The following is a 24,025-nucleotide window of genomic DNA, read 5'->3' as shown; positions in this document are numbered from 1 at the left end:
CCCCTCTGACCTGCACATTGAGACGCAGGCCACAGGTCGGACCTGCGTCGCACATACGACCACCACTAGCAAAAGGGGTCATTGCGGACCGCCGTCCGGCCTGTTTCCGTGGACGTGTCGCCAGGCGCCGACGCCCCTCGGGGCAGCGGCGCCCACGCATGCCACCGGCGTGCCCGACACCCTCGTCCCCGACGAAAGGCCTCCGCCTTGTCCGCCGCTTCCCTCCTCCGCCGTGCCGCCACCCCGAAGAAGGCCCTCGCCGGTGCCGCCCTGGCCGCCGCCACCTGCGGCACCCTGATCGCCGCCGCGCCCGCCCAGGCGGCGACGCCGGCCTCCTCGGCCCAGGCGACCGCGAAGAAGATGATCGGCAACTCGGCCGAGTACCAGTGCTTCTCGAAGATCGTCGACCACGAGAGCGACTGGGACGTGACCGCCACCAACGCCTCCAGCGGCGCCTACGGCCTGGTGCAGGCCCTGCCGGGCTCGAAGATGGCCTCGGCCGGTTCCGACTGGAAGACCAACGCGGCCACCCAGATCGAGTGGGGTCTGGACTACATGAAGGACCGGTACGGCAGCGCCTGTGACGCCTGGAGCTTCTGGCAGGCCAACGGCTGGTACTGATCCGCCCCACGACAGAGCCGGAGGCGGCGGCCCCCCGATCCCCGGGGCCGCCGCCTTCGCACGTCCCGGCCCGTGTGCGTGGCCTTCACCGCCCAGGGCGCCTTCCTGCGCGGCCACCGTCCCACCGTCGTGGCCGACGCCTGCGCCACCCGCGCGCTGCCGGTCGCGGGCACCGAACTCGACGCCCGGCAGGTGCACATGAGCGCCCTCGCCACCATCGCCGACCTGTACGGGGTCGTCGTCCCGTCACAGAAGGAGCTGGCCGTCACCGGCGGCTGACCGACGGCACTCGAACCACACCGTCTTTCCGTCCCCGGGACCGGGCCCCACGCCCCACTTGCCGACCACCGCGTCCAGCAGGAGCAGCCCTCGGCCGCCCTCCGCGTCCGACGGCAACCCGGCGGCCGGCACGGGCAGTTCCGGACACCCGTCCGCCACCTCCACCCGCACCCCCTCCTCCTGCCGCAGCAACAGCAGCGAGCAACGCCGGTCCGGGACATGCCGTACGACGTTGGCCAGCAGCTCGGTCATCCCCAGCTCGACGGCGTCGCGCAATTCGGCCAGGTCCCACTCGTCCAGATACGAGCGGACGATCCGGCGGACGTGCCGGGCCGAGTGGGCGCCGACGGTGAGGCGCAGGGTGTACTGCGCGGGGCGGGGACCCATGAGGGTGTGGGGAATGTATTCGTTCACGCTACGAGGCTGACCCGGCCTGACTACGCTGGGCTACGGAACGAATACAACCGGTCCCGTCGTGGACCGGGCCGCGCGCGAGGGGGCTCTGCGTGACCCACATCAACGTCCTCGACCCCGGCGCCTCGCCGCTCGACTACTACGGTTTCGAGCTGCGCCGCCATCGGGAGGCAGCCGGGCTGACACAGCGTCAGCTCGGGGACATCGTCAACTACACCGGGTCGCTGGTGGGTCAGATCGAGACGGCCAGGAAGCTGCCGACACGGGAGTTCAGCGAGCGGGTGGACGCGGCGCTGGGGACGGGCGGCCTGCTGTCCCGGCTGGTCGACCTGGTGATGCGCAGTCAGCTCCCGGCGTGGTTCCAACAGGTGGCCGAGTTGGAGGCTCGGGCCACGGAGATCTGCACCTTCCAGACCCACATGATCCATGGTCTGCTCCAGACCGACGCGTACGTCCGGAGCGTGCTCAGCGCGCTGGACGAGACCGACCTCGACGACCGCACCGCCGTGCGGCTCTCCCGCCAGCGCATCTTCGAGAAGGGGGAGCCGCCGGTCTTCTGGATGGTCATCAGCGAGGCCGCGCTGCATCAGGAAATCGGCGATCGGGAGATCATGCGCGGCCAACTGACCCACCTGTTGTCCTTCGAGGGCAATCCCCGGACCAACGTCCAAGTCCTGCCGTTCTCGGCGGGAGCGCATGCGGGACTGACAGGCTCATTCAACCTCTACCGCTTCACCGGCGATCCGACCATCGTCTACACCGAGGGGTACGGCACCGGTCATCCGACCGCCAACCCGGACACCGTCAAGGACTGTTCACTCCGATACGATCATCTCCGGGCCGCCGCACTCTCCCTCAAGGATTCGGCGGAGTTGATCCGGCGCATGATGGAGGAACGCTATGGACAGCAAGGCGATGCCGACGGAGATCCAGTGGCGTAAGTCCAGCTACAGCAGCGACCAGGGCGGCGATTGCGTCGAATGCTCACCGCTCGGCCCCCTCGCCTGGCGCAAGTCGACGTACAGCGGCGACCAGGGCGGCAACTGCGTAGAGATCGCCGAACTGCCCGCCACCGTCGCCGTCCGCGACTCCAAGAACCCGGCGGGACCGGTCCTCACCCTCGGCCCCGCCGCGTTCGCCACCTTCGTCAGCTGGACGTCGGCGGCCACTGTCACTGAGTGATCCTGCCCTCCGGGTCGGAACCGGTGGAGGGACGGGGCCGCGCCGGGGCCTGGGGCTGAACCCCGGTCTCGGCCTCGGCCTTCGGCCCGGCCGTCGTCGTCCGCGCCGCCGCTCCGGCCGTCCGGGTCCGCGGGCCCTGGAACAGGTACGTCAGGCCGAAGCCCGCGCCCACCACCAGCGCGCCGCCCACCGCGTCCAGCACCCAGTGGTTGCCGGTCGCGACGATCGCCGAGGCGGTGAACAGCGGATGCAGCAGGCCGAGGGCCTTCATCCACGCCTTCGGCGCGATGATCGCGATCACCAGGCCGCACCACAGCGACCAGCCGAAGTGCAGTGACGGCATCGCCGCGTACTGGTTGGTGAGCGCGGTCAGCGTGCCGTAGTCGGGCTTGGAGAAGTCCTGCACGCCGTTGACCGTGTCGATGATGCCGAGGCCGGGCATCAGGCGCGGCGGTGCCAGCGGGTAGAGCCAGAAGCCGAGCAGGGCGAGCAGGGTGGTGAAGCCCAGGGCCGAGCGGGCCCAGCGGTAGTCGACCGGGCGGCGCCAGTAGAGCAGGCCGAGGACGGCCAGCGGGACCACGAAGTGGAACGACGTGTAGTAGAAGTCGAAGAAGCCCCGCAGCCAGTCGACCTCGACGACGGCGTGGTTGATCGCGTGCTCGATGTCGAGGCGCAGCACCCGTTCGAGGTCGAGAATCTGCCGGCCGTGCTCCTCGGCCAGGTCCCGGCCGCCGGTCGCCGCGAGGCGGACCTGGGAGTAGGCGGCGTAGGTGACGCGGATGAGGAGCAGTTCGAGCAGGAGGTTCGGGCGGGTCAGCACCCGGCGCAGGAACGGCAGCAGGGGGACGCGCCCGAAGCGGGCCGGGGCCGCGGGGGCGTACTCGGTCGGGACCGGCGTCCGGAAGTACGGCGAGGTGCGGGGCAGGAACGGCACGGCGACGGCGGCGGCGAGGGCCGCGAGGAGCACCACGTTGTCCCGCAGCGGGTGCAGCACCGCCATGTTCGGCAGCATCATCTTCGCCGGCAGCGTCATCACCAGGACGACGGCGACCGGCCACACGTACCGGTCGGAGGCGCGCTTGCCGACCCGGCCGACGACCGCCGGGAGCACCCACAGGAGCTGGTGCTGCCAGGTGGTGGGCGACACCGCGACGGCCGCACAGCCCGTGATGGCCACCGCGAGCAGCAACTGTCCGTCGCGCGCGTAGCGCACGGCGCGGCGCAGGGCGAGGACGGCGACCGCGGCGCCCAGGAGCAGGAAGAGGGCGGTCTCCAGCGGGCCGGAGAGGCCGAGCCGCAGCAGGGCGCCGTGCAGCGACTGGTTGGCGAGGTCGTCGGCGGCACCGCCCAGGCCGACGCCCGCCAGGTGGTGCACCCAGTACGTGTACGAGTCCTGGGCCATCGCCGCCCAGGCGAGCGCGGTGCACACGGCGAAGGTGGCCCCGGTGGTCAGGGCCGCCCGTCCGCGGTCGGTGAACCACAGCAGGGGGACGAAGAGGAGGACGGTGGGCTGGAACGCCGCGGCGACGCCGATCAGCACCCCGCCGGCCCGCTGGCCGCGGACGGCGAAGCAGCCCAGCAGGACCAGCAGCACCGGGATGATGCTGGTCTGGCCGAGCCAGAGGGTGTTGCGCACCGGCAGCGACAGCATCAGCAGGCTGACGGCCACCGGCGCCGCCAGCAGGGCGGTGCGGCGGCCGACCGGCTGCGGCAGGGCGCGGGCGGCGACCAGGCCGAGGGCCACGACCAGCAGGAGCGTGCCAAAGGTCCAGCCCCAGCCGAGTGCCTGCTCGGCCGCCCGGGTGAACGGTTTGAGGACCAGGCCGGTGAAGGGCGTGCCGGTGAACCGGGTGGAGTCGTAGAGGGAGCCCTCGACGTGCAGCACACCGCCCGGCCCCGCCCAGGTCTCCAGGTCCGTAAGCCGCTCACCGCGCGGAGTGCCGAGGACCGCGGCCAGCTGCCGTGCCGCGAGGACCGCGGCGATCAGCCACAGGCCCAGCCGGGCCACCCGAAGGCGGCCCGCGTCGGCCGCTGCCGCCCCGAGGGCTCCCGCCGGTCGCCCACTGTGCTCCGCATTCGCCACGCTCCGTCGGCCTCCCGCCCCGCTTGTCCCGGTGGTCCCGCCTGTCGCACGCGTCCCACGCGTCCCGTGCGTGAGTGCTCCTGCGAACCCTATGGCTCGCAGCGCCCCCGGGGAGAGACGCGGGCCACCGCCGCTTCACCTGACGGCCGTTCTCCTTTTGTCCGGTTGTCCGCCCGGACGACGACAGCGGCGGGGGGGCGGTCCCCCTCGCCGAGCGCGCCGCGCGGCCGGTGACACCCCGTCCGGGACGTGGTGGACCGCGACCGTTGCCTAGGCTGGCGCCGTACGCCATCCGGGGCTCCGGCAGCACACCCGGTGCCCCTCGGCCATCCGGACACACGAAAGGCAGGCGCATGAGCGAGTCGCAGGTCTGGGACGACGTCGACGACTACTTCGTCTCCCACCTCGCCCCGGACGACGACGTCCTCCAGGCCGCCCTGCGCGACAGCCGGGCCGCCGAGCTGCCGGAGGTGAACGTGACCGCGAACCAGGGCAAGTTCCTCCAGCTCCTCGCCGCGGTCCAGGGCGCCCGCACCATCCTGGAGATCGGCACCCTCGGCGGCTACAGCACCATCTGGCTGGCCCGCGCCCTGCCCGCCGACGGCCGGCTGGTCTCGCTGGAGCACAACCCCCGGCACGCCGAGGTCGCCGTCCGCAACATCGCGCGGGCCGGGCTGGACCGGCTCGTCGAGGTGCGGGTGGGCGCGGCCCTGGAGACGCTGCCGCAGCTCGCCGACGACAACCCGCCGCCGTTCGACCTGGTCTTCATCGACGCCGACAAGGGCAACAACCCCCGCTATCTGGAGTGGGCGCTGAGTCTCACCAGCACGGGCAGCCTGATCGTCCTCGACAACGTGGTCCGCGGCGGCCGGGTCGCCGACGCCGACAGCACCGCCGACGACGTCCGCGGAACCCGGGCCGCCATCGAGATGATCGGCAGCCATCCGCGGCTCAGCGGCACCGCGATCCAGACGGTCGGTGCGAAGGGGTACGACGGATTCGCCGTGGCGCGGGTGCTCGCCTGAGCACGGGAGCGCCTCGGCTCACACCTCGTGGTAGAAGCCGACGTTGACGCTGCGCGGGCCGGTGCGGTCCTGGACCACCAGCTCGCCGCTGCCACCCCTCGGCAGCGGCACGGTGCCGCCGTAGACCAGCGGCTGCGTGTGCTCGCCGACCATCAGCCGGACCTCGGAGGACGGGTCGGCCTGCGAGCCGCGCAGCCAGGTCAGCTGCCAGCCGCCGTCGGGGCCGCACCGGAACTCCAGGTGCACCCGGGAGACGAACAGCCAGTCGTCCGGCGTGGCCAGCCGGCACACGGACCGGTCCCGGCCCACCCGCAGCACGGCGCCCGGCTCACTGGGCGCGTCGGCCATCTGCATGCCGGCCGTGGCGCCGGCGTCCGCCCCGGACACGGTGGCCATGGTGAGTTCGAGCACTGCGCTCCTCCTGGGACGGCCCTGCGCGGCGGCCCCGTCGGCCTGCCGCCGCCGAATGATAGATCGGCCGGCGGGGCGCTGTCCGGCACAATGGATGCCATGACCGAACGAAAGCCGGGTGGCGTCGACTTCGAATCCTGGATTGACAAGCAGATCCGTGAGGCCGAGTCACGCGGTGCGTTCGACGGGCTGCCGGGGGCGGGCAAACCGCTCCCGAGCGACGTGGACGCGGGCTACGACGAACTGTGGTGGATCAAGCGGAAGATGGCCCGCGAGGGCGTCTCCGTCCTGCCGCCGACGCTGGCGCTGCGCAAGGAGGCCGAGGACGCGCTGCTCGAGGCGGCCGAGGCGCCGTCGGAGCGGATCGTCCGCAGGATCGTCGAGGAGCTGAACGTCAAGATCCGGGACATGCTGCTCAAGCCGCCGCCCGGCCCCCCGCTGGGTCTGAAGCCCTACGACGTCGACGAGATCGTACGGCAGTGGCGGGAGCGCCGGGCGGAGCGGTAGGTCTCACAGGCGCAGCATGCGGTCCGCCAGTTCGCGGTAGTCCCGCAGGGCCAGGCGGAGTTGTTCGGTGTCGGCGCCCGTCGTCGGCTTGTCCTCGCCCGCGGCGGAGGTCTGCCACGACATGCGCAGGGTGCGGCGTCGCTGGGTCACGGCGTCCGCCAAGCGGGAGGCAATCTCCTCCAGGGCGCGGTCGGCCTCCTCGACGGCGGCCTGCGGACCGTCGACGAATCCGGCGACGGCGTGCTGGAGCCGCTGCTCGAGTTTCTCGCACTCCTCGTGCGGGAGGAGCGGCTCACTGGGTGTGGACGGCGCGGCGCCGCCCGTGGCGCCGGTGGTGCGTCCGGCCCCGGGGGCGTGCTCGGCTCCGGCGGTGCGTTCGGTGCCGGTGGCGGCGCCGCCCGTGGCGGGCATGCCCGGGGTGGTCTCAGGGCGGGTGCCGGCCGCGTGGTCGGCGCGAGCGCCGGGTGCGGTCTCGGCGCCGGTCACCGGGCCGGTGCCCAGGGCCGTCTCGCCGCGGGCGTCGGGGGTGGGACGGCCGGGATCCTCGGGCGGGCCGCCGGCCGGCCGGGGGGTCGCGTCGGACATGAGCCTCAACTCTCCTTCGGGTGCCGTCGGCCGAGCGCCCACGAATGGTGGGTGCGGGCCGGGGCGCGGCCGTCGCCGTCCGTCCCGGCACGGTGCCGGCCGCCTTCGTGGCCGGCCGGGCGCACCAGGTCGTCGAAGAGGGCCCGGGCCTCGACCATGGCCTCACGCAGTTCTTCCGTGCCCCCGCCGCCGTGCTGGGCGTCGCCGCCGTTCTGGGCGTCGGGCGAGCCCGCGTGCGCCGCGCGGTGCACGCGCCGGTAGCCGTCGACGTGCCGGGCGTGGTGCACGGACAGGGCGGCGAGCTGCTCCTCGTACTGCCCGCCGTCCGGGAAGCCGCGGGCGCCGGCCAGCTCGGCGAGCAGCCGGTCCGCGTCGGCGACCGCCTCCCGCGGGGAGTCGACGAAGCGCTCCTGGGCCGCGGTCCAGCGCGCCTCGAACCGCTCGCGCTCGGCCGGCTCCAGCGACCTGGTCCGCAGCGACCCGTGCCGCTCGACGCGCTCGGTGAGTTCCCGCTCGGCGGCCTTCTTGTCGCCGTCGTGCCGGGCCACGGCCCGGTCGTACTCGGGCCCGAAGCGCCGCTTGAGGTTCCCGCCCTGCGGGCCCCGCTTGCGCATGGTAAGTACGGCCGCCACGACGAGCACGGCCGCCACGATCACGATCAGTGCGATGATCACGCCAGTGGACATGGATGCCTTCCGGGTTCTCGACCCACCCGACTCTCCTTGCGGGCCGGTTCGTTGTCCGGGTTGCCCCGCAGTCCGGCCGTAAACGGCATTCGGGGCGCGCGGACGGCGCACCGGTGGGAAAATACGCTCGCGCCCCTGCCGGCCGTCTGGCGACAATCCCGGTCATGACGTGGACCATCGCCCCGGAGCCGTACGACTCCCCCGCCGCCGCCGCGCTGTGGCGGGCGTACTACACCGAGGTCAGCGACCGCTGGTACCTGCTGCACGAGGGGCGCCGCACCGACCCCGACGAGCTGGAGCGGGAGGTGGCCGCCGAGTCCGGCGCCGACCTGGCACCGCCCCGGGGCCGGCTGCTCGTCGCGCGGTACGGCGACGAACCGGCCGGCACGGCGGGCGTACGGCTGCTGGACGCCTCGACGGCCGAGCTGACCCGGGTCTTCGTGGCCGAGGGGATGCGCGGCCGGGGCGGGGCGGCACGGCTCGTGGCGGCGGCCGAGGACGCGGCGCGGGCGCTCGGGGCGCGGCGGCTGGTGCTGGACACCCGCGCGGACCTCGTCGAGGCCCGTGCCCTGTACGCACGGCTCGGCTACGTGGAGACCGAGCCGCACAACAGCGGCCCGTACGCCGAGCACTGGTTCGCCAAGGCGCTCAGCTGAAGCCCGAGACGGGGCGCTCCAGGGGGCGGTGCTCGCCCCGCGGGCGCTCCGCGTGGGAACCGCACAGCTCCCCGTTCAGCTCCCGGACCAGCTGGACCAGGTCGGTCGGGCGGTCCGGGCCCCACCAGTCGCCGAGCAGCTCGGACAGCGACTCCTCGCGCGCCCGCGCCAGCCGCTCGGCGACCTCGCGCCCGTGGTCGGTCAGCACCAGGTCCAGGCCCTCGCGCACGGCCAGGTGCCGCACCTCGACCTGCCGGGACGCCTCCAGGACGACGGTCAGCGGCACCGGGCCGCGGTGGGCGAGCACCGCCGGTTCCACCCGGCCGTACCGGCGGATGCGCAGCAGCAGCCAGCTCGCCGCGGGCAGCAGGTCGTACCCGGCCCGTTCGGTGATCTTCCGGTAGACCTCACGGCGGCCCTCGCGGGTGCCGAGCACCGACAGCGCGCGGGTCACCTCGTCGTGCGAGGAGCGCTCCACCGGGTTGCTCGCGAAGGTCTCGGTGCCGTCGGGCGCGGTGACCGAGGCGCGCAGCCGGTCCTCCTTGAAGAACCAGGCCAGGGCGAAGGCCAGCACCGCGACCGGCGCGGCGTACAGGAACACGTCGGTGATGGCGGTGGCGTAGGCCTGCACCGCGTCGGGGCGCAGCGCGGCCGGCAGGGCGGCGATGCCGCGCGGGTCGGACTCCAGGGCGTCCACGGAGATGCCGGGCGGGAGCCGCGCACCGGTGAAGGCGGCCGCCAGCTCGTCGCCGAGGCGGTGGGCGAAGACGGTGCCGAAGACGGCGACGCCGAACGAGGCGCCGATGGAGCGGAAGAAGGTGGCGCCGGAGGTGGCGACGCCCAGATCCTCGTACGCCACCGCGTTCTGCACGATGAGGACCAGGACCTGCATGACCAGGCCGAGGCCCAGGCCGAAGACGAAGAAGAAGGCGCTCATCTCCCAGGTGGGGCTGGTCTCGTCGAGCTGGTGGAGCAGCAGCAGGCCGAGTGCCGTGACGCCGGTGCCCGCGATCGGGAACACCTTCCAGCGGCCGGTGCGGCTGACGATCTGCCCGGAGGCGGTCGACGCCAGCAGCAGGCCGATCACCATGGGCAGCATGTGCACGCCGGACATGGTCGGCGTCACGCCCTGCACGACCTGGAGGAAGGTCGGCAGGTAGGTCATCGCGCCGAACATCGCGAAACCGACGATGAAGCTGATCACGGCGGAGAGGACGAAGGTGCGGATGCGGAACAGCTTCAGCGGGAGGACGGGTTCGGCGGCCCGGCGCTCCACCGCCACGAAGGCGAAGGTGAACAGCACGCCCAGCACGGCCAGCGCGATGATCTGCGGGGAGCCCCAGGCCCAGGTGGTGCCGCCGAGGGAGGCGACCAGGACCAGGCAGGTGGCGACCGAGGCGATGAGCAGGGTGCCGAGGTAGTCGATGACGTGCCGGGTGGTGCGGCGCGGGATGTGCAGCACCGCGGCGATCACGGCGAGCGCGACGACGCCGACGGGGAGGTTGACGTAGAAGACCCACCGCCAGCTCAGGTGCTCGGTGAACAGGCCGCCGAGCAGCGGCCCGAGGACGCTGGTCGCGCCGAACACCGCGCCGAAGAGTCCCTGGTACCGGCCTCGTTCGCGGGGGGACACCAGGTCGCCGACGATCGCCATGGACAGCACCATCAGCCCGCCGCCGCCCAGGCCCTGCAGCGCCCGGAAGGCGATCAGCCCGGCCATGCTCTGCGCCATGCCGCACAGCGCGGAGCCGATCAGGAAGATCACGATGGCGGCCTGGAACAGCCGCTTGCGTCCGTACTGGTCGCCCAGTTTGCCCCACAGCGGGGTCGCGGCGGTCGCGGCCAGCAGATACGCGGTGACCACCCAGGAGAGATGGTCCATGCCGCTGAGTTCGCTGACGATGGTGGGCAGCGCGGTCGCCACGATGGTCTGGTCGAGGGCGGCGAGCAGCATGCCGAGCAGCAGTGCGCCGATGGAGACGAGCACGTTGCCGGGGACGTGCGCGTCGGCGGGCTGCGGGGGGCCGCCGTCGGTCGCCGGAGGGCCGCCGTCGGCCTTCGTGGCGCCGGTGGCCTTCCTCAGCGGGTCCGCCCGGCCTGCGGCGGACGTCTCGTGTGCTTCCTCGGCCATACGGCCTCCCGAGGCTCTCGTCACCTGTCCCTCGTGTGTCCCTCGTGGTCGGTGTGACCCGATATGGCTGGTTCAGTCCTCCCGGGAAGCGGCGCGGAGCGGACCGGATGCCGACGTTCCGGGGGTCACGGGCGCCGCAGTGCGGAGAAGGTCTGCATAATCTCTGGAGTTCGCGAGGGGACGCGAGCGGGGGGAGGGACGACACACCATGGAGCATCCGGAGGGGCCCGAGAAGCCTCGGCGGCCGGGCCATCCGTGCCCGCAGTGCGGGGCACGCCGGCAGCCGGACAACACCCCTTCCTGCGGCTGCGGCCCCCGGGCGTCCGACGCGCTGCGCGAGGCGCGTACGGCGCAGGCGGCGGCCGCGGAGGACTTCGACCCCCTGCGCATCCGGCCCTACGTCGAGCTGGAGGGGGCGGCGGAGGGCGGCGCCGCATCGGCCCAGGCGCCGCAGAACCCGCAGGGCCCACCGGAGCCGCGGTCGCCCCATGGGTCCGCCTCGCAGGCTCCCCATGCGTCCGCCTCGCAGGCTCCCCATGCGTCCGCCTCGCAGGCTCCCCATGCGTCCGCCTCGGAGGCCCCGCCCGGGGCCGCCGCCCCGCGGACCCGGCAGACCCCGGGCGACGCCGCCGACGCGACCATGCCGCTGCGCGCCGTCGGGGCCGGGGCGCCCGACGCGACCTCGGTACTGCCCACACCCCTCGCTCCGCCGCCCGGCTCACCCAGCGCGACCGATCTGTCACTGTTCGACACCGCACCGCCGGACACCGCCGAGCCCGACGCCCGGCAAAAGCCCGCCGCACGCCCGGCCCGTCGGCGGCGCGGCGTGCTGCTGGGCGTCGCGGGGGCGGTGGTGGCCGTGCTCGGGGCGGCCGGGTACGCCAGTGGACTGTTCTCGTACGAGACGCCGACGCGGGACGGCGCGTCGGCGAAGGAGGTACGGGCGGAGGTGCCGGAACCGTCGGCCGAGGCCCCTTCGTCCGCACCGGCGCCGAGCACCGCCTCCGCGTCGCCCACGTCGGCCTCGCCGTCCCCGTCCGCCTCCGCGTCCCCGAGCGCGAGCCCGTCGCCCTCGCCGTCCCCGTCGGCGTCCAGCGCCTCGCCGACGCCGTCCCGGTCGGCCGAGCCGACGCCGACCGGGACGGCCACCCGCGCCGGTGAACCGCCCAAGGAGCCCGACGACCGGCAGGACCGGCGCGGCCGGGAAGACGGCACCGCCGACGGCACCGTCCTGCGCCGCGGCGACAGCGGCCCGGAGGTGACCGAACTCCAGCACCGGCTCAGCCAGCTCTACCTCTACGTGGACGACATCGACGGGTACTTCGGCCGCGAGGTCGAGGACGCGCTGCGCAACTACCAGTGGGCCCGCGGCATCCGCTCCGACGACCTCGGCGAGTACGGCCCGGAGACCCGCCGCCGGCTGGAGGCGGAGACACGGGAGCCGTAACACCCCGAGGACCGGCCCCGGCTCCCCGCCGGGCGACACGTCCCCACCGAGCGTCCGGCCCCACCGAACGCCCCCGGACCTCCGCCGAACGACCCGGGACCGCCGAACGGTCCGGGACCCGCCGAGCGGCGCCGGAACCCGCCGAGCCGTACGAACCGCCCCGCCGTACGGCACCCAGCGCCGCGGAACGGCGCCGGCCGCCTCACCGAGCGGCGCCGACCCCGCCGAAGGACTCCGGCCGCCCGCCGAACGGCACCAGCCCCGCCGCAAGACTCCAGCCGCCCGCCGAACGGCACCAGCCCCGCCGCAAGACTCCAGCCGCCCGCCGAACGGCACCAGCCCCGCCGCAAGACTCCAGCCGCCCGCCGAACGGCACCAGCCCCGCCGACGGTGCGCACCACCCCGCCGACCGGCGCCACCCCCTGCGGAGCGACCCCGGACCCGCCGACCGGTGCTACCACCAGCCGAACAGCTCAAGCCCCGCCAAGCAGTGAAACCGCCCTGCCCAGCGGCGCCGACCCCGTGATGGGGTTCAGCCGCCCCGCCGTACGACACCGGCCGCGCCGAACGGGTCCGGCCCGTCAAGCGACGCCGGCCCCGCCGAGCCGTGCGAAACCCCGCGCCGAACGGGGTCGACCCCGTCGAGCGGCGTGGGCCCGTAGAGCGGTGTCAGCCGAGGCCGAGGCGAGTCAGCCACATGGATGGGTGTCAGTCGACGTGAGGAGTGACAGCCGACATGGAGGCATGACGGCCGACGTGAGGCGTGACGGCCGACGTGAGGCGTGACGGCCGACGTGAGGCGTGTCAGCCGATGTGGAGGCGGATCGTCCCGTCCGTCGTCGCCTCGACGCGCACCTGCGTCAGGTCCCGCACCAGCGCGTCCGGCCCGTGGAAGCCGGCCCGGTCGCCCACGCCCACCACCTTCATGCCGGCGGCGCGCGCGGCCGTGATGCCGGCGGCGGAGTCCTCGAAGGCGATGCAGTCGGCGGGAGCGATGCCCAGCTCGGCGGCGCCCTTGAGGAAACCCTCGGGGTCGGGCTTGCTGGCGCCGACCGACTCGGCGGTGATCCGCACCTCGGGCAGCGCGAGCCCCGCGGCACCCATCCGGGCGGTGGACAGCGCGACGTCGGCGGAGGTCACCAGCGCGTGCGGCAGCCCCCGCAGCGAGGCGAGGAACTCCGTGGCGCCCGGGATCTCGACGACCCCCTCGGTGTCGGCGGTCTCCTCGGCGAGCATGCGGGCGTTGTCCGCGTGGTTCTGCTCCATGGGCCGGTCGGGCAGCAGCAGCGCCATGGAGGCGTAGCCCTGCCGCCCGTGGACCACCTTCATCACCTCGTCGCCGTCCAGTCCGTGCCGGTCGGCCCAGCGCCGCCAGACGCGCTCGACCGAGGCGTCGGAGTTGACGAGGGTGCCGTCCATGTCGAGCAGGAGGGCACGGGCGGTGAGAACGGTGGCGGTGGCCGTCATCGGCGGACTCCAAGACACGGGAGAGGGACGCAGGAGCGGCGTCCCCGGGGTACAAGGCGGCTCCGCCCGCCGGTCAGGGAAAACGGGCGGAAGCCACTTTGTTTCTCCACGGTACAAAACAGCTCCGCGATCGCGCCAGCGGGTCGGGGAATCGTTCATCCGGCGTTCAGCCCGCACCGGGCCGCGAACCCGCCCCGCCGCGGGCTCACCCGGTCACCGCCTCCCACAGGCTCCACACCCCGAGCCCCAGCATCAGCAGCGCCGCCACCTGCGTGATCAGCCGCAGCGGCACCCGCTTCATCAGCGCCCTGCCGCCGACGATGCCGAGCCCGGCCACCGCCCACAGCGCGAGCACCGCACCCAGACCGACGGAGAGCGGGTCGTCGTAGCGGGCGGCCAGGTTGGCCGTCATGATCTGCGTGAGGTCGCCGAACTCGGCGACCAGGATGAGCATGAAGCCCGCCCCGGAGACCTTCCAGAAGGACTGGTTCTCCGGCTTGCGGACCTCCTCCTCGTCCTCGTCCTTCTTCAGCAGCAGCATCGCCGCACCGGCCAGGAACAGCACACCGGTGATCGCGTGCACGATCTGCTGCGGCAGCAGCGTCAGCACGCTGCCGGCCGCCACGGCGAGCGCGACGTGCAGCGCGAACGCGGCGGCGACGCCCGCGAAGACGTAACTCGCCCGGTAACGGGTGCCGAGCACGAGTCCGGCCAGCGCGGTCTTGTCCGGCAGTTCGGCGAGGAAGACGACGCCGAACACGAGCGCCGTCACGGTGAAGCTGATCAACGGGTCCTCAATCGGTCGGGGCTGCCCCACCGAGAGTGCTGAATCCTGCGACGCGACACCTCGGCACGACAGCACACGGTCACCCGCGCCGTACGGCACGGGTGTGCACTGCTTGCCGAAGGTCTCGCTGGCCGACCTCGCACACGAGGCCCGCCTCCGGGCGCCGGCTCAGCGAGCTGAGCAGTATGTCGACGGTCCGGCGAAGAGCTACTCCCCTTCTGCGCCACCCATCGTACGCGAGCCCCCCACCGGCCCGTCACGGGCCGAAAGTCCCGCCGTGCCGCATACGCCACCGCCGGACCAGGGACGCGGCCACCCACCCCGTGGACGAATTCCGGCCGTCCCATAGACGCGACATGTACGCGTCACTAGCTTCTTGCCGACCGCACACCTGTACGCAACGCGGCGTCGCGAGCATTCCTTCGCTCGCGTCCGAAAGCCCCACCCCCACAAGGGAGTTCGCATGCCCAAGTTCTACGCGCGTCGACGGCTCGGCATCCTCGCGGCGCTCACCGGAACCCTGGCCTCCGTGGCGCTCGCGGGCGCCCCGTCCGCCTCCGCCGCCCTGCCCACCCCGGTCAGCGCGGCCACCGCCCGCAGCTACCTCGCCGCGCTCACCGTGAAGTCGGAGAATCGTTCCGGCTACGACCGCGACCTCTTCCCCCACTGGTCCACCGTCAGCGGCGCCTGCAACACCCGCGAGACCATCCTCAAGCGCGACGGCACCAACGTCGTCACCAACTCCTCCTGCGCCGCCACCAGCGGCAGCTGGTACTCCCCCTACGACGGGGCCACCTGGTACGCCGCGTCCGACGTCGACATCGACCACCTGGTCCCGCTCGCCGAGGCCTGGGACTCCGGCGCGGGCAGCTGGTCCACCTCCCGGCGCGAGGCCTTCGCCAACGACCGGACCCGTCCGCAGCTCATCGCGGTCACCGACAACGTCAACCAGGCCAAGGGCGACCAGGACCCGGCCACCTGGATGCCCTCCCGGTCCGCCTACCGCTGCACCTACGTCCGCGCCTGGGTGCAGGTGAAGCACTACTACGGCCTCTCGGTCGACTCCGCCGAGAAGTCCGCGCTCCAGAACCACCTGGCGAGCTGCTGACCGGAACCGGTGCACACCGATCGGCGCGGAACCTCCCCGCCGGCCTCCGTCGTTCCGTACGGTACGGGGCGACGGAGGAGGGGAGGACCATGGCGAGCCTGCGCCTGGGACCGCTGCTGAGGTACACCGACGGCTCGTGCGCGACCGTCTGGGTCGAGGCGAGCCGTCCGTGCACGGCCGAGGTGCGCTGCGCGGACGGCAGCGGCGGCACGGCCGGCACCTTTCAGATCGCCGGCCACCACTACGCCCTGATCGAGGTGAGCGGGCTCACCCCGGGGACCTCGACGGCGTACGAGGTGCTGCTGGACGGCACGCGCGTGTGGCCGCTGCCCGACTCCGGCTTCCCGCCCTCCGTGATCAGCACGCCGGGTGACGCGGACGGGCTGCGGGTCGCCTTCGGCTCCTGCCGCTGGGCCGCTCCGGCGGCCGGGGACGAGGACCCGGTCGGCCCCGACGCGCTGGACACCCTGGCCGCCCGCATGGCGGCCGACCCGGAGGCCGGGCGGCCCGACGTGCTGCTGCTCCTCGGCGACCAGGTGTACGCCGACGAGGTCTCCGACGACACCCGCCGCTGGCTCGCCGCCCGCCGCGACCTGAGCGAACCGCCGGGCGCCGAGGTCACGGACTACGAGGAGTACACCCGGCTCTACTACGAGTCCTGGCTCGACCCCGAGGTCCGCTGGCTGCTGTCCACCGTGCCCAGCTGCATGATCTTCGACGACCACGACGTCGTCGACGACTGGAACACCTCCGCCGCCTGGCTCGCCGACATGCGGGCCACGGGCTGGTGGCGCGAGCGGCTGCTGAGCGGCCTGATGTCGTACTGGGTGCACCAGCACCTCGGCAACCTCTCCCCCGCCGAGCTGGCCGCCGACCCGCTCTACGCCGCCGTCCGGGCCACCCCCGACGGCACCGACGCGCTGCGCACCTTCGCGGCGAAGGCCGACGCCGACGCATCCGCCGTCCGCTGGAGCTACCGGCGCGACTTCGGCCGGGTCCGGCTGCTGATGGTGGACACCCGCGCGGCCCGCGTCCTGGCCGAGGACCGCCGCGCGATGCTCGACCCCGGCGAGGCCCGGTGGCTGCGCGACCAGGTGCTCGACGGCCGCACCGGCGACGGGCCCGCTCCCTACGACCACCTCCTCGTCGGCTCCTCGCTGCCCTGGCTCCTCCCCCACCTCGTGCACGACGTGGAGGGCTGGAACGCCGCCCTGTGCCGGGGCGAGCGCGGCCCCCGCTGGGCCCGGCTCGGCGAGAAGGTGCGCCGCGCCGCCGACCTGGAGCACTGGGCCGCCTTTCCGTCCTCCTTCGACGCCCTGGCGGACCTGATCGCCGAGGTCGGTACGGGGCCGGGGGCGCCCGCGACGGTGTGCGTGCTCTCGGGAGACGTGCACCACGCCTACGTGGCCGAGCCGTCCTGGCCGGCCGGGGCCGACGGGGCCCCCGAGGCGCGGGTGGTGCAGCTGACCTGTTCGCCCGTCCACAACTCCGTGCCGCTCTCCATCCGCCTGGGCTTCCGCTTCGGCTGGAGCGCCCCGGCGCGGGCCCTCGGCCGGGTCTTCGCCCGGCACGGACGGCTCGCGCGCCCGGCGGTGCGCTGGCGCAAGCGCGGCGGGCCCTGGTTCGGCAACCAGCTCATGACGCTGACGCTGCGCGGGCGCTCGGCCCGGCTGCGGCTGGAGCGGGCCCGGGCCGGCGGAGGCGGGCCGGGGCCGTCCCTGCGGACGGTGCGGGACACGGAGCTGAGCCCCTGAGGGATCGGTTCCGGCGGCGTCGCGGGGACGGTCCCGCGGCGGAGCTTCGACCGATTGGAGTCCGGGCAGCAGCGCCCGGCCGCCGAGGAGACGCCGGTCACCGCCTGATCCGGCCGTGCCGGGGCCCTCCCGTACGCGCCCGTCCGTCCGGCACGCACGGGAGGGCCCCGGCACGTTCAGCGAACCGGTCGGAACGGCACCGTGAAACAGGCGATCCGCTCCCCGGAGTTGCCCGGCTCGTCGTGGATCACGACGGAGTTCGCCTGGCCCGGCCGGAAACCCCAGGGGTGCTGGGCACGCGCCCGGGCCTCGCCGTGGGCGTCGGGGGCGAAGTCGAGCCAGACCTCGTTGTGCGGGTTGGCGGCCCGGGGATCGTCGGACGGCCAGTGCTGGTAGTGCCCGCCCGCGGCGGCGGGGTCGTTGCCGCAGGGCCTGCGATGCACGTGGACGCCGTAGGCGTGACCGGGCTTGATGCCCTTCACCCGTAGTTCGACCGTGGTCTCACCGCCGACGGCGGTGTACTGCCGCACCTCGATCCACGAGCCGGCCGGGACCAGCCTCTTGTCGTACGTCACCGCCGACGGCGGGGAACCCATGCCGGCCGGCCGGAAACGGGCGTCCGAGCGCAGGGAGAAGTCGTGCGGGACGGCGCCGCTCGCGAGCACGGCCGCCGCGACGGCACCCGCACATATTGCTGCCACCATGATGTGTTCCGTTCCTCCGGGTCGACGGTGTGCCGGCCGACGCCCGAGCGGCGCCCGGCCGACAGGGCCCGCCCCCGCCGCGCGGCCCCCACCGTCGTTGCTACGGGACACCACCCCCCGCCGCCCCCGGGAGGCGGCAGCCGGGTGAACACCCCGTGCCGGACACCCGAGGCCCCTGTGAACTCTCTGTCACACCCCGGGCGTACGCTGTATGGCTGTCATGGCCGACCCAGCCGCTCCCCGCGCGTCGCGGCCGGCCGGCCGACGGGGGAGTCACGGGGAGTCGCGGTGTTCGAGAGTGTGGGGTCGCTGGTCAGCAGCCCGTGGATCTACGCCTTGGTGGCCCTCTCGGTCCTCCTCGACGTGTTCCTGCCGATGCTGCCGAGCGGGGTTCTGGTCATCACGGCGGCCACCGCGGCGGCAGCCGGCACGGCCGCGACCACCGGCGCGGCGGCCGCGCAGGTGCCGGGCGACGTCCCCGACATCCTGGTGCTGACGCTCTGCGCCGCCACGGCCTCCGTGCTCGGCGACCTGGTGGCCTACCGCCTCGCCTGGCGCGGCGGGCCTCGACTGGACCGCGCGATCGCCCGCTCCCGCCGCCTGACCACGGCGCAGGAACGTCTCGGCGGCGCCCTGGCCCGCGGCGGCGGCGCGCTCGTCGTGCTGGCCCGCTTCGCCCCGGCCGGCCGCTCCGTCGTCTCCCTCGTGGCCGGCGCCGCCCACCGCCGGGCCCGCGACTTCCTCCCCTGGTCCGCGCTGGCCGGCCTGTCCTGGGCCGGCTACAGCGTCACGCTCGGTTACCTCGGCGGTCAGTGGCTGGGCGCGACCTGGCTGGCCACCGGGGTGTCCCTGGTCGCGCTGTCCGCGGCGGGGGCGGGCGCGGCGTACCTGATGCGCCGGGAGCCGCGGGCCGCGGAGGCGTCGTAGGAGGTCACCCCGCCCGGCGGGCGCCGGCGCCGCGGACCTCCAGGCCGCCCAGCAGGTCGGCGGTGGCCGCGGCGATGGCGTCCACCGCCTGTTCGAACACTTCCCGGTTGTGCGCGGCCGGGGCCCGGAAGCCGGAGACCTTGCGCACGTACTGGAGGGCGGCGGCCCGGATCTCCTCGTCGGTGGCCTGCTCGGCCAGCACGGGCGGGCGAAGGGTCTTGATGCTGCGGCACATGCCCCCAGTCTCACCCGGCGCAGGCCCTCGCGGTACACGTTCGGGTGGAACCCGGCGAGGACCCCCGAGGAACGCGCACCTCAAAATCGAACAGGAGTATCATTGGGCCGTGGCTACGACCTATGACTTTCCGAGTGACCTCCTCGCCGGTCAGGAGGAACTGCATCAGGTCCGGGCCGAGCTGTCGGCCCTGCTGAAACGGCTCCCCTGGTCCGTCGAACCACTGGACGGCTTCAGCGACGACACCGGCTGGCGCAAGGTCGAACGCCCCGCCTCGCCGGGCTGGTCGGCGGACGAACAGGCCGAGGTGGAGAAGCTGCGGCGGCGCGAGCGCGAGCTGGCGGTCTTCGTCAGCACCCACCGCTACTGGTCGGAGTTCACCGGCCCCGACGCGGTGGACGCCCGCAGCCGGCTGAAGCACGCCCACGAGACCCCGCCCGACGGGACCGCCGGACAGGGCTCGTAGGGGCGTACGGGGAGCCTCAGCCCTTGCCGAGGAGCTTGTTCATCTCGGCGATCTCGGCCTTCTGCGCACGGACGATGTCCTCGGCCATGACCCCGGCGGGACCGTAGCGGCCCTTCTCCCGCTGGGTCGTGGCCATCTCGACGGCACCCTCGTGGTGTTCGACCATCAAGGTCAGGAACAGCCGGTCGAAGGCCTCGCCCTCGGCCTCGGCCAGTTCCTCCATCTCCTGGGCGTCCATCATCCCGGGCATCCCGGGCATCCCGGGCATCCCGGTGTGGCCCGCGTGGCCCGACCCGTCCGTGCCGGACATCGGGTCCGTCGCCTCGGGCACGTCCTCGCCCCAGGACTTCAGCCAGCCGGTCATGGTCCGGATCTCCGGGTCCTGCGCCTGCTCGATGCGGGCGGCGAGGTCCTTGACCTCCGCCGAGGCCGACCGGTCGGCGGCGAGCCGTGCCATCTCCAGCGCCTGACGGTGGTGCGGGATCATGCCCTGTGCGAAGGCGACGTCCTGGGCGTTGTGCGCCCCGTCCGCGGTCCCCGTGCCCGCCGACGGCGTGGCCTTCGCACCCGCGGACGCCGAACCGTGACCGTCGTGCCCGCCGCCGTCGCCGCCGCAGGCGGCGAGGAGCAGGGCGGCGGTGGCCGTCGCGACCGCGAGGGCGGCGCGGCGGGTGCGGGTACGGGTGCTGTGCCTGTGTGTCATGCGTGAACTCCTGCTGATGGAGGGGTTTTTCGACATGCGCGAGCACCGCGCCCGGCGGGGCGCGGCACGGCGGCGGTGTCTAGATCCGCAGCAGCTGGAGTTCCGCCAGGGAGGGCGGCGCGCGGGCGCCGTCGGGCGCCTCGGCCGGATGCGCGCGTACGGTCTCGGCGGCCGCGCCGTCCGGAACCGGGGCGGGCACGAGGGCGGGCAGCACCGGACCGCCGCTCACCGCACCGGACGCACAGGTCGCGTCGGCGTGCCGGGGGTGCCCGCCACCGCCGTGACCGTCATCGGCACAGGCCCGGCCGTGCGCGCCGACGGCCGCGGGCCCGGCGTGGGCCCGGGCACGGCCCTGGGCGTGGGTCAGGTCGTGGGCACGGGCGTGACTCCGGTCGTGCGCGCCGGAGCGCTCGGGCAGGCCGCCGCCTCCGGGGGCGAGGCCGTGCATCCCCAGCAGTCCCGCCAGCAGCCCGAGCACGGACACGGCCCGCCACCACCGCGTCTGCGGTCGGCGGTCGCGCTGCCCGGGGCTGATCACGGGCCCATCCTACGGAAACGCGACAAGAGGCCCCGGGAAGGTCTCCCGAGGGCCTCTTCGCCGACGTCCGGCGTCGGTCCTGGTGGGCGCGGACGGTTTCGAACCGCCGACATCCTGCTTGTAAGGCAGGCGCTCTACCCCTGAGCTACGCGCCCAGGACGAGTCGACAGCCTACATTGCCCGGGGCACTGACCCGCAAACCCGTATCCGGGCCCGTCCGCGCCGCTCGGGGCGGGGATCGCCGGGGGTTAACCCCACCCCGATCCGGTGGCGTCCCGGATCCCCCCGGGCTCCGCCGCTCCGTACGGTCGAGGAGTCCCGTCGCGCCGCGCCGTTCCGCAGGGGCCGGCCGCGGCGCCGGGGCCCGTCGTCCGTTTCCAGGGGGAGATCGTCATGGCCGCCCGTGCCCGTACCGTTCCCGCTCGCGCGCTCGCCGTCACGGGTGCCGTCGCCGTACTCGTCGCGGGTCTGAGCGCCTGCTCCTCAGCCTCGGAGGACAAGGACCCCGAGCACCGGTCCTTCGCCCTCCAGGGCCGCACACTCACCGTGGACTCCGACGACTCCGCGCTGGAGATCGTCGCCGTCGCCGTGGACGGTGACGAGGCAGGCCGGATCGCGGTCACCCGGTGGTGGCAGGGGTCGGTCGCGTTCGGCGACGAGCCCGAGGTGACCTGGAGGATGGACGGCGACCGGCTGGTGCTGCGGGTGAACTGCTCCGGCGTGGTCGCCGACTGCGCGGCCAAGCACCGCATCGAGGTGCCCCGCGGCATCGCCGTCGAGGTCGAGAGCGACGACGGCAGCGTGCGGGCGCGGGGGCTGCGGAGCGCGCTGGCCGTCCGTACCAAGGACGGCTCCGTGCGCGTCACCGACTCCACCGGGCCGCTGGAGCTGCGCAGCGACGACGGCTCCGTCCGTGCGGAGGTCTCCTCGCGCACCGTCAGGGCCCACACCGAGGACGGCTCGGTGCGCCTCCGGCTCGGTGCCGTGCCCGACCTCGTGGAGGCCCGCAGCGAGGACGGCTCGGTGGACGTGTCCGTGCCCCGGGCCACGTACCGGGTGACGGCCGAGACCGAGGACGGCTCGGTGGACGTGTCCGTGCCCCGGGACGACGCCAGCTCCCGGGTGGTGGACGCCCGTAGCGGCGACGGCGGAGTCAGGGTCCGGACGGTGAACTGACCGGACCGTGTGTTCGTCCCTTACGGGTGGGAGAATGAACCCGGGCAGGGCGGACGACACGGGAGAGGGATGTGACGGCGACACCATCGCAGCCGGAGGCGCCGCCGATGGTGCCGTGCGCGCCTGTCGCATCGCGCCGGGCCTCGGCCGCCCGCGGATCACGCGAGCCGCACGGGCCGTACGAACCGCGTACACCGCTCGGGCCGGACGGGCCCCACGCGCGGCAGGCGCCGTACGGGCCGCAGACGGCGTACGAGCCGGGGATGCCCGGCGAGCCACAGGCACCGAACGAGCCCGGGATGCCCGACGAGCAGGGGATGCCTCAGGCGCCCTACGAGCCCGGAACGCCCGACGAGCCACAGGCGCCGCAGGAGCCGGGGATGCCTCAGGCGCCGTACGAGCCACGAGTGCCCAGCGGGGCGCACCGGCCGCGCCGGTCCTGCCGGTCCCGGCGCCCTCGCCGGTCCGGTGCGGTGCGTGACACGCTGGTGCTGATGGGCCTGCCGCTGGTCGCCGTCCTGGCACTGCCCGCCGCCTTCACCGGCGGCGGCACCCGGCGCTGGTTCGGCGGCCGGGCCGAGAGCCAGCGGGCGGAGGCCCAGGCCGCCAAGGACGCCGCCGCGGCGGCCTTCTACGAACTGGACACCGCCCAGCGGGACCTGCGGATCTCCATCGAGACGATCACCGCGGTCGACGACTCCCCCGCCGCCCGGCGCGCGGTCACCGACTTCGAGGCGCTGGGCCGACGGATCGACGAGGTCAGCCACCGGTACATCAGCGCCGTCGACGCCCACGACCTCGACCGGGACGACCTGGAGGCGTCCGCCGCGTCCCGGGCCCGCACCGAGCTGACCGCCGCCACGGATGAGCTGGGAAAGGTCAAGCGGGAACTCGACCGGTTCGCCGAGGGGCTGGGCCCGCTGATCGGCAAGGCCGAGACCCAGCTGGCCCGGCTGGCGCCCGCCGTCGAACGCGCCCGGCAGTCCCTGCTCGCCGCCTCCGACGCCCTGGACGCCGCCCGCGACTCGGGGCTCAGGGCGGACGACCTGGCCGCCCGCCTCGCCACACTGGGCCCGGAGCTGACCCGGCTGAACCAGGGCGCCGGGCGGCACGGCGTGCCGCAGACCCTGGAGCGCGCCGAGCGGGTCACCCGGGAGGCCGAGGCAGTCCGCGCCGAAGCCGAACGGCTGCCCGAGCGAGCCGCCGAGATCAGCACCCGGCTGGTCTCCCTGCGCACCCGCGCCCAGGCCCTCACCACCCGTGCCGAACAGGTCGAGCCGGTCCTCAGCGAGCTGCGGCGGCGCTTCGCCATCGCCTGCTGGCAGGACCTCCAGCAGGTGCCGGAACAGGCCGCGGAAACCGTCCGGCAGGCCGAGCGGAAACTGGCCGAGGCCCAGGCGGCCCGGGAGGAACAGCGCTGGCCCGACGCCACCGCGCTGCTGTCGACCGTCCGCGCCCTGCTGAACGCCACCGACGAGGCGGTGTCGGCCGCCGGCGACCGGCTGCGGCAGCTGAACGCCGTGCAGAAGGACCCGCAGCAGGAGATCGAGCGGACCCGGTTCGCCATCCGCGACGCCCAGCGGCTGGCCATGGCCGGCCGCAACACCCCCGACCCACGGCACGCCCGCCCGCTGGACGAGTCGGTGGCCCGGCTGGAACGCGCCGTCGCCACGCTGGAGGGCCGGCACCCCGACTACTGGCACTTCCTGACGGAGACCGAGGCGGTCCGCCGGACGGTGGCCCGCGTGGTCGGCCAGATCCGCGAGGAACGCGGCGCCGGACACTGAGGGGTTCGCGTCCCGGCCGGGCCCGCCCACCCCTGCCGGACGCCGGTTAACCTGTGCGCATGCCTCGCTACGAGTACCGCTGCCGCAGCTGCGGCGACACCTTCGAACTGAGCCGTCCCATGGCGGAGTCCTCCGCCCCCGCCCCCTGCCCGGCGGGCCACGACGACACGGTCAAGCTGCTGTCGACGGTCGCGGTCGGCGGCTCCTCCTCCGCGCCGTCCCCGGCGCCCCCGTCGGGCGGCGGAGGCGGCTGCTGCGGGGGCGGCTGCTGCGGCTGAGGCCGGCTCGCCGGCTCGATCCCTCCTGCCGGAACCCCTTCCTCAGCTTCCCTTCAGGTCCGGTTTCC

The 24,025-nt window shown here is 74.1% G+C and carries 26 protein-coding genes, 1 tRNA gene and 1 pseudogene; 15 read left to right on the top strand and 13 right to left on the bottom strand.

Annotated elements, in window-relative coordinates:
- Positions 1-207 precede the first annotated feature (207 nt).
- Both ACLGIH_RS24190 and ACLGIH_RS24185 read left to right on the top strand, forming a co-directional pair.
- Positions 208-621: an aggregation-promoting factor C-terminal-like domain-containing protein gene (locus ACLGIH_RS24190; RefSeq protein ID WP_416527375.1), complete on the top strand. Its 414-nt coding sequence runs from the start codon at positions 208-210 to the stop codon at positions 619-621.
- Positions 622-693: 72 nt separating this feature from the next.
- Positions 694-900, top strand: a pseudogene (locus tag ACLGIH_RS24185) (cysteine hydrolase); the annotation flags it as partial.
- Here ACLGIH_RS24185 and ACLGIH_RS24180 read toward each other — a convergent pair.
- Positions 868-1,314, bottom strand: a complete 447-nt coding sequence (locus ACLGIH_RS24180; protein WP_416527374.1) for an ATP-binding protein — start codon at positions 1,312-1,314, stop codon at positions 868-870. The pseudogene ACLGIH_RS24185 and the gene ACLGIH_RS24180 overlap by 33 nt on opposite strands.
- Positions 1,315-1,406: 92 nt before the next feature.
- On the opposite strand from ACLGIH_RS24180, the gene ACLGIH_RS24175 reads away from it, so the two are divergent.
- Both ACLGIH_RS24175 and ACLGIH_RS24170 read left to right on the top strand, forming a co-directional pair.
- Positions 1,407-2,255: a helix-turn-helix domain-containing protein gene (locus ACLGIH_RS24175; protein ID WP_416527373.1), complete on the top strand. Its 849-nt coding sequence runs from the start codon at positions 1,407-1,409 to the stop codon at positions 2,253-2,255.
- A complete protein-coding gene (locus ACLGIH_RS24170; protein ID WP_416527372.1) occupies positions 2,215-2,496 on the top strand; it encodes a DUF397 domain-containing protein in 282 nt (93 codons plus the stop codon). The genes ACLGIH_RS24175 and ACLGIH_RS24170 overlap by 41 nt, the downstream gene beginning before the upstream one ends.
- Here the strand turns inward: ACLGIH_RS24170 and ACLGIH_RS24165 are convergent.
- On the bottom strand, positions 2,486-4,579 hold the full coding sequence (locus ACLGIH_RS24165) for a bifunctional glycosyltransferase 87/phosphatase PAP2 family protein (protein WP_416527371.1): 2,094 nt from the start codon (positions 4,577-4,579) through the stop codon (positions 2,486-2,488). The genes ACLGIH_RS24170 and ACLGIH_RS24165 overlap by 11 nt on opposite strands.
- A 353-nt stretch (positions 4,580-4,932) precedes the next feature.
- On the opposite strand from ACLGIH_RS24165, the gene ACLGIH_RS24160 reads away from it, so the two are divergent.
- A complete protein-coding gene (locus ACLGIH_RS24160; RefSeq protein ID WP_416527370.1) occupies positions 4,933-5,604 on the top strand; it encodes an O-methyltransferase in 672 nt (223 codons plus the stop codon).
- Between the two features lie 18 nt (positions 5,605-5,622).
- Here the strand turns inward: ACLGIH_RS24160 and ACLGIH_RS24155 are convergent, their stop codons facing one another.
- Positions 5,623-6,015: an FHA domain-containing protein gene (locus ACLGIH_RS24155; protein ID WP_416527369.1), complete on the bottom strand. Its 393-nt coding sequence runs from the start codon at positions 6,013-6,015 to the stop codon at positions 5,623-5,625.
- A gap of 99 nt (positions 6,016-6,114) precedes the next feature.
- Between ACLGIH_RS24155 and ACLGIH_RS24150 the strand changes: the two genes are divergently transcribed.
- On the top strand, positions 6,115-6,522 hold the full coding sequence (locus ACLGIH_RS24150; RefSeq protein ID WP_416527368.1) for a DnaJ family domain-containing protein: 408 nt from the start codon (positions 6,115-6,117) through the stop codon (positions 6,520-6,522).
- Positions 6,523-6,525: 3 nt separating this feature from the next.
- Here the strand turns inward: ACLGIH_RS24150 and ACLGIH_RS24145 are convergent, their stop codons facing one another.
- Positions 6,526-7,107 carry a hypothetical protein gene (locus ACLGIH_RS24145; protein ID WP_416527367.1) on the bottom strand — a complete coding sequence of 194 codons (582 nt, stop codon included), beginning with the start codon at positions 7,105-7,107 and terminating at the stop codon, positions 6,526-6,528.
- Between the two features lie 5 nt (positions 7,108-7,112).
- Positions 7,113-7,793: a hypothetical protein gene (locus tag ACLGIH_RS24140; protein ID WP_416527366.1), complete on the bottom strand. Its 681-nt coding sequence runs from the start codon at positions 7,791-7,793 to the stop codon at positions 7,113-7,115.
- A gap of 164 nt (positions 7,794-7,957) precedes the next feature.
- Between ACLGIH_RS24140 and ACLGIH_RS24135 the strand changes: the two genes are divergently transcribed.
- The gene (locus ACLGIH_RS24135; RefSeq protein WP_416527365.1) at positions 7,958-8,449 is read left to right on the top strand and encodes a GNAT family N-acetyltransferase; all 492 of its coding nucleotides are present in this window, start codon (positions 7,958-7,960) and stop codon (positions 8,447-8,449) included.
- Here the strand turns inward: ACLGIH_RS24135 and ACLGIH_RS24130 are convergent.
- Positions 8,442-10,580: an MDR family MFS transporter gene (locus ACLGIH_RS24130; protein WP_416527364.1), complete on the bottom strand. Its 2,139-nt coding sequence runs from the start codon at positions 10,578-10,580 to the stop codon at positions 8,442-8,444. The genes ACLGIH_RS24135 and ACLGIH_RS24130 overlap by 8 nt on opposite strands.
- 208 nt (positions 10,581-10,788) lie before the next feature.
- Here ACLGIH_RS24130 and ACLGIH_RS24125 point away from each other — a divergent pair, with 208 nt between their 5' ends.
- On the top strand, positions 10,789-12,027 hold the full coding sequence (locus ACLGIH_RS24125; protein ID WP_416527363.1) for a peptidoglycan-binding protein: 1,239 nt from the start codon (positions 10,789-10,791) through the stop codon (positions 12,025-12,027).
- Between the two features lie 804 nt (positions 12,028-12,831).
- Here ACLGIH_RS24125 and ACLGIH_RS24120 read toward each other — a convergent pair.
- Positions 12,832-13,494: an HAD-IA family hydrolase gene (locus ACLGIH_RS24120; protein WP_416527362.1), complete on the bottom strand. Its 663-nt coding sequence runs from the start codon at positions 13,492-13,494 to the stop codon at positions 12,832-12,834.
- A 205-nt stretch (positions 13,495-13,699) separates the two neighbouring features.
- Positions 13,700-14,281 carry a TMEM165/GDT1 family protein gene (locus ACLGIH_RS24115; protein WP_416527361.1) on the bottom strand — a complete coding sequence of 194 codons (582 nt, stop codon included), beginning with the start codon at positions 14,279-14,281 and terminating at the stop codon, positions 13,700-13,702.
- 463 nt (positions 14,282-14,744) lie between these two features.
- Between ACLGIH_RS24115 and ACLGIH_RS24110 the strand changes: the two genes are divergently transcribed.
- Together ACLGIH_RS24110 and ACLGIH_RS24105 are read left to right on the top strand one after the other, a co-directional pair.
- The gene (locus tag ACLGIH_RS24110) at positions 14,745-15,389 is read left to right on the top strand and encodes an HNH endonuclease family protein (RefSeq protein WP_416527360.1); all 645 of its coding nucleotides are present in this window, start codon (positions 14,745-14,747) and stop codon (positions 15,387-15,389) included.
- 89 nt (positions 15,390-15,478) lie between these two features.
- Positions 15,479-17,143, top strand: coding sequence for an alkaline phosphatase D family protein (locus ACLGIH_RS24105; protein ID WP_416527359.1), 1,665 nt, complete (start codon positions 15,479-15,481; stop codon positions 17,141-17,143).
- A 176-nt stretch (positions 17,144-17,319) separates the two neighbouring features.
- Here the strand turns inward: ACLGIH_RS24105 and ACLGIH_RS24100 are convergent, their stop codons facing one another.
- Complete coding sequence (locus ACLGIH_RS24100) at positions 17,320-17,847, bottom strand: superoxide dismutase family protein (RefSeq protein ID WP_416527358.1); 528 nt, start codon at positions 17,845-17,847, stop codon at positions 17,320-17,322.
- Between the two features lie 288 nt (positions 17,848-18,135).
- On the opposite strand from ACLGIH_RS24100, the gene ACLGIH_RS24095 reads away from it, so the two are divergent.
- Positions 18,136-18,774, top strand: a complete 639-nt coding sequence (locus ACLGIH_RS24095) for a DedA family protein (protein WP_416527357.1) — start codon at positions 18,136-18,138, stop codon at positions 18,772-18,774.
- Positions 18,775-18,778: 4 nt separating this feature from the next.
- On the opposite strand, the gene ACLGIH_RS24090 is transcribed toward ACLGIH_RS24095, so the two are convergent.
- On the bottom strand, positions 18,779-19,009 hold the full coding sequence (locus ACLGIH_RS24090) for a DUF2277 domain-containing protein (protein WP_416527356.1): 231 nt from the start codon (positions 19,007-19,009) through the stop codon (positions 18,779-18,781).
- A 109-nt stretch (positions 19,010-19,118) separates the two neighbouring features.
- Here ACLGIH_RS24090 and ACLGIH_RS24085 point away from each other — a divergent pair, with 109 nt between their 5' ends.
- Entirely contained in the window at positions 19,119-19,475 is a 357-nt protein-coding gene (locus ACLGIH_RS24085) for a hypothetical protein (protein ID WP_416527355.1), read from the top strand.
- 16 nt (positions 19,476-19,491) lie between these two features.
- On the opposite strand, the gene ACLGIH_RS24080 is transcribed toward ACLGIH_RS24085, so the two are convergent.
- The 3 genes from ACLGIH_RS24080 to ACLGIH_RS24070 form a co-directional block, all read right to left on the bottom strand.
- Positions 19,492-20,178: a DUF305 domain-containing protein gene (locus ACLGIH_RS24080; RefSeq protein ID WP_416527354.1), complete on the bottom strand. Its 687-nt coding sequence runs from the start codon at positions 20,176-20,178 to the stop codon at positions 19,492-19,494.
- A gap of 79 nt (positions 20,179-20,257) precedes the next feature.
- A complete protein-coding gene (locus tag ACLGIH_RS24075) occupies positions 20,258-20,716 on the bottom strand; it encodes a DUF6153 family protein (RefSeq protein ID WP_416527353.1) in 459 nt (152 codons plus the stop codon).
- An 80-nt stretch (positions 20,717-20,796) separates the two neighbouring features.
- Positions 20,797-20,871, bottom strand: a tRNA-Val gene (locus ACLGIH_RS24070).
- A gap of 238 nt (positions 20,872-21,109) precedes the next feature.
- Between ACLGIH_RS24070 and ACLGIH_RS24065 the strand changes: the two genes are divergently transcribed.
- From ACLGIH_RS24065 to ACLGIH_RS24055, 3 genes are all read left to right on the top strand, one after another.
- Positions 21,110-21,892, top strand: a complete 783-nt coding sequence (locus tag ACLGIH_RS24065; RefSeq protein ID WP_416527352.1) for a DUF4097 family beta strand repeat-containing protein — start codon at positions 21,110-21,112, stop codon at positions 21,890-21,892.
- Between the two features lie 380 nt (positions 21,893-22,272).
- Positions 22,273-23,679: a coiled-coil domain-containing protein gene (locus tag ACLGIH_RS24060; RefSeq protein WP_416527351.1), complete on the top strand. Its 1,407-nt coding sequence runs from the start codon at positions 22,273-22,275 to the stop codon at positions 23,677-23,679.
- Between the two features lie 59 nt (positions 23,680-23,738).
- Entirely contained in the window at positions 23,739-23,957 is a 219-nt protein-coding gene (locus ACLGIH_RS24055) for an FmdB family zinc ribbon protein (protein WP_416527350.1), read from the top strand.
- The last annotated feature ends 68 nt before the right edge of the window (positions 23,958-24,025 follow it).

Source organism: Streptomyces hamibioticus (assembly GCF_047946815.1).
Classification (GTDB): Bacteria; Actinomycetota; Actinomycetes; order Streptomycetales; family Streptomycetaceae; genus Streptomyces.
The sequence above is the reverse complement of the archived record's forward strand: the minus strand, read 5'-3'. Positions and strand labels throughout refer to the sequence as shown.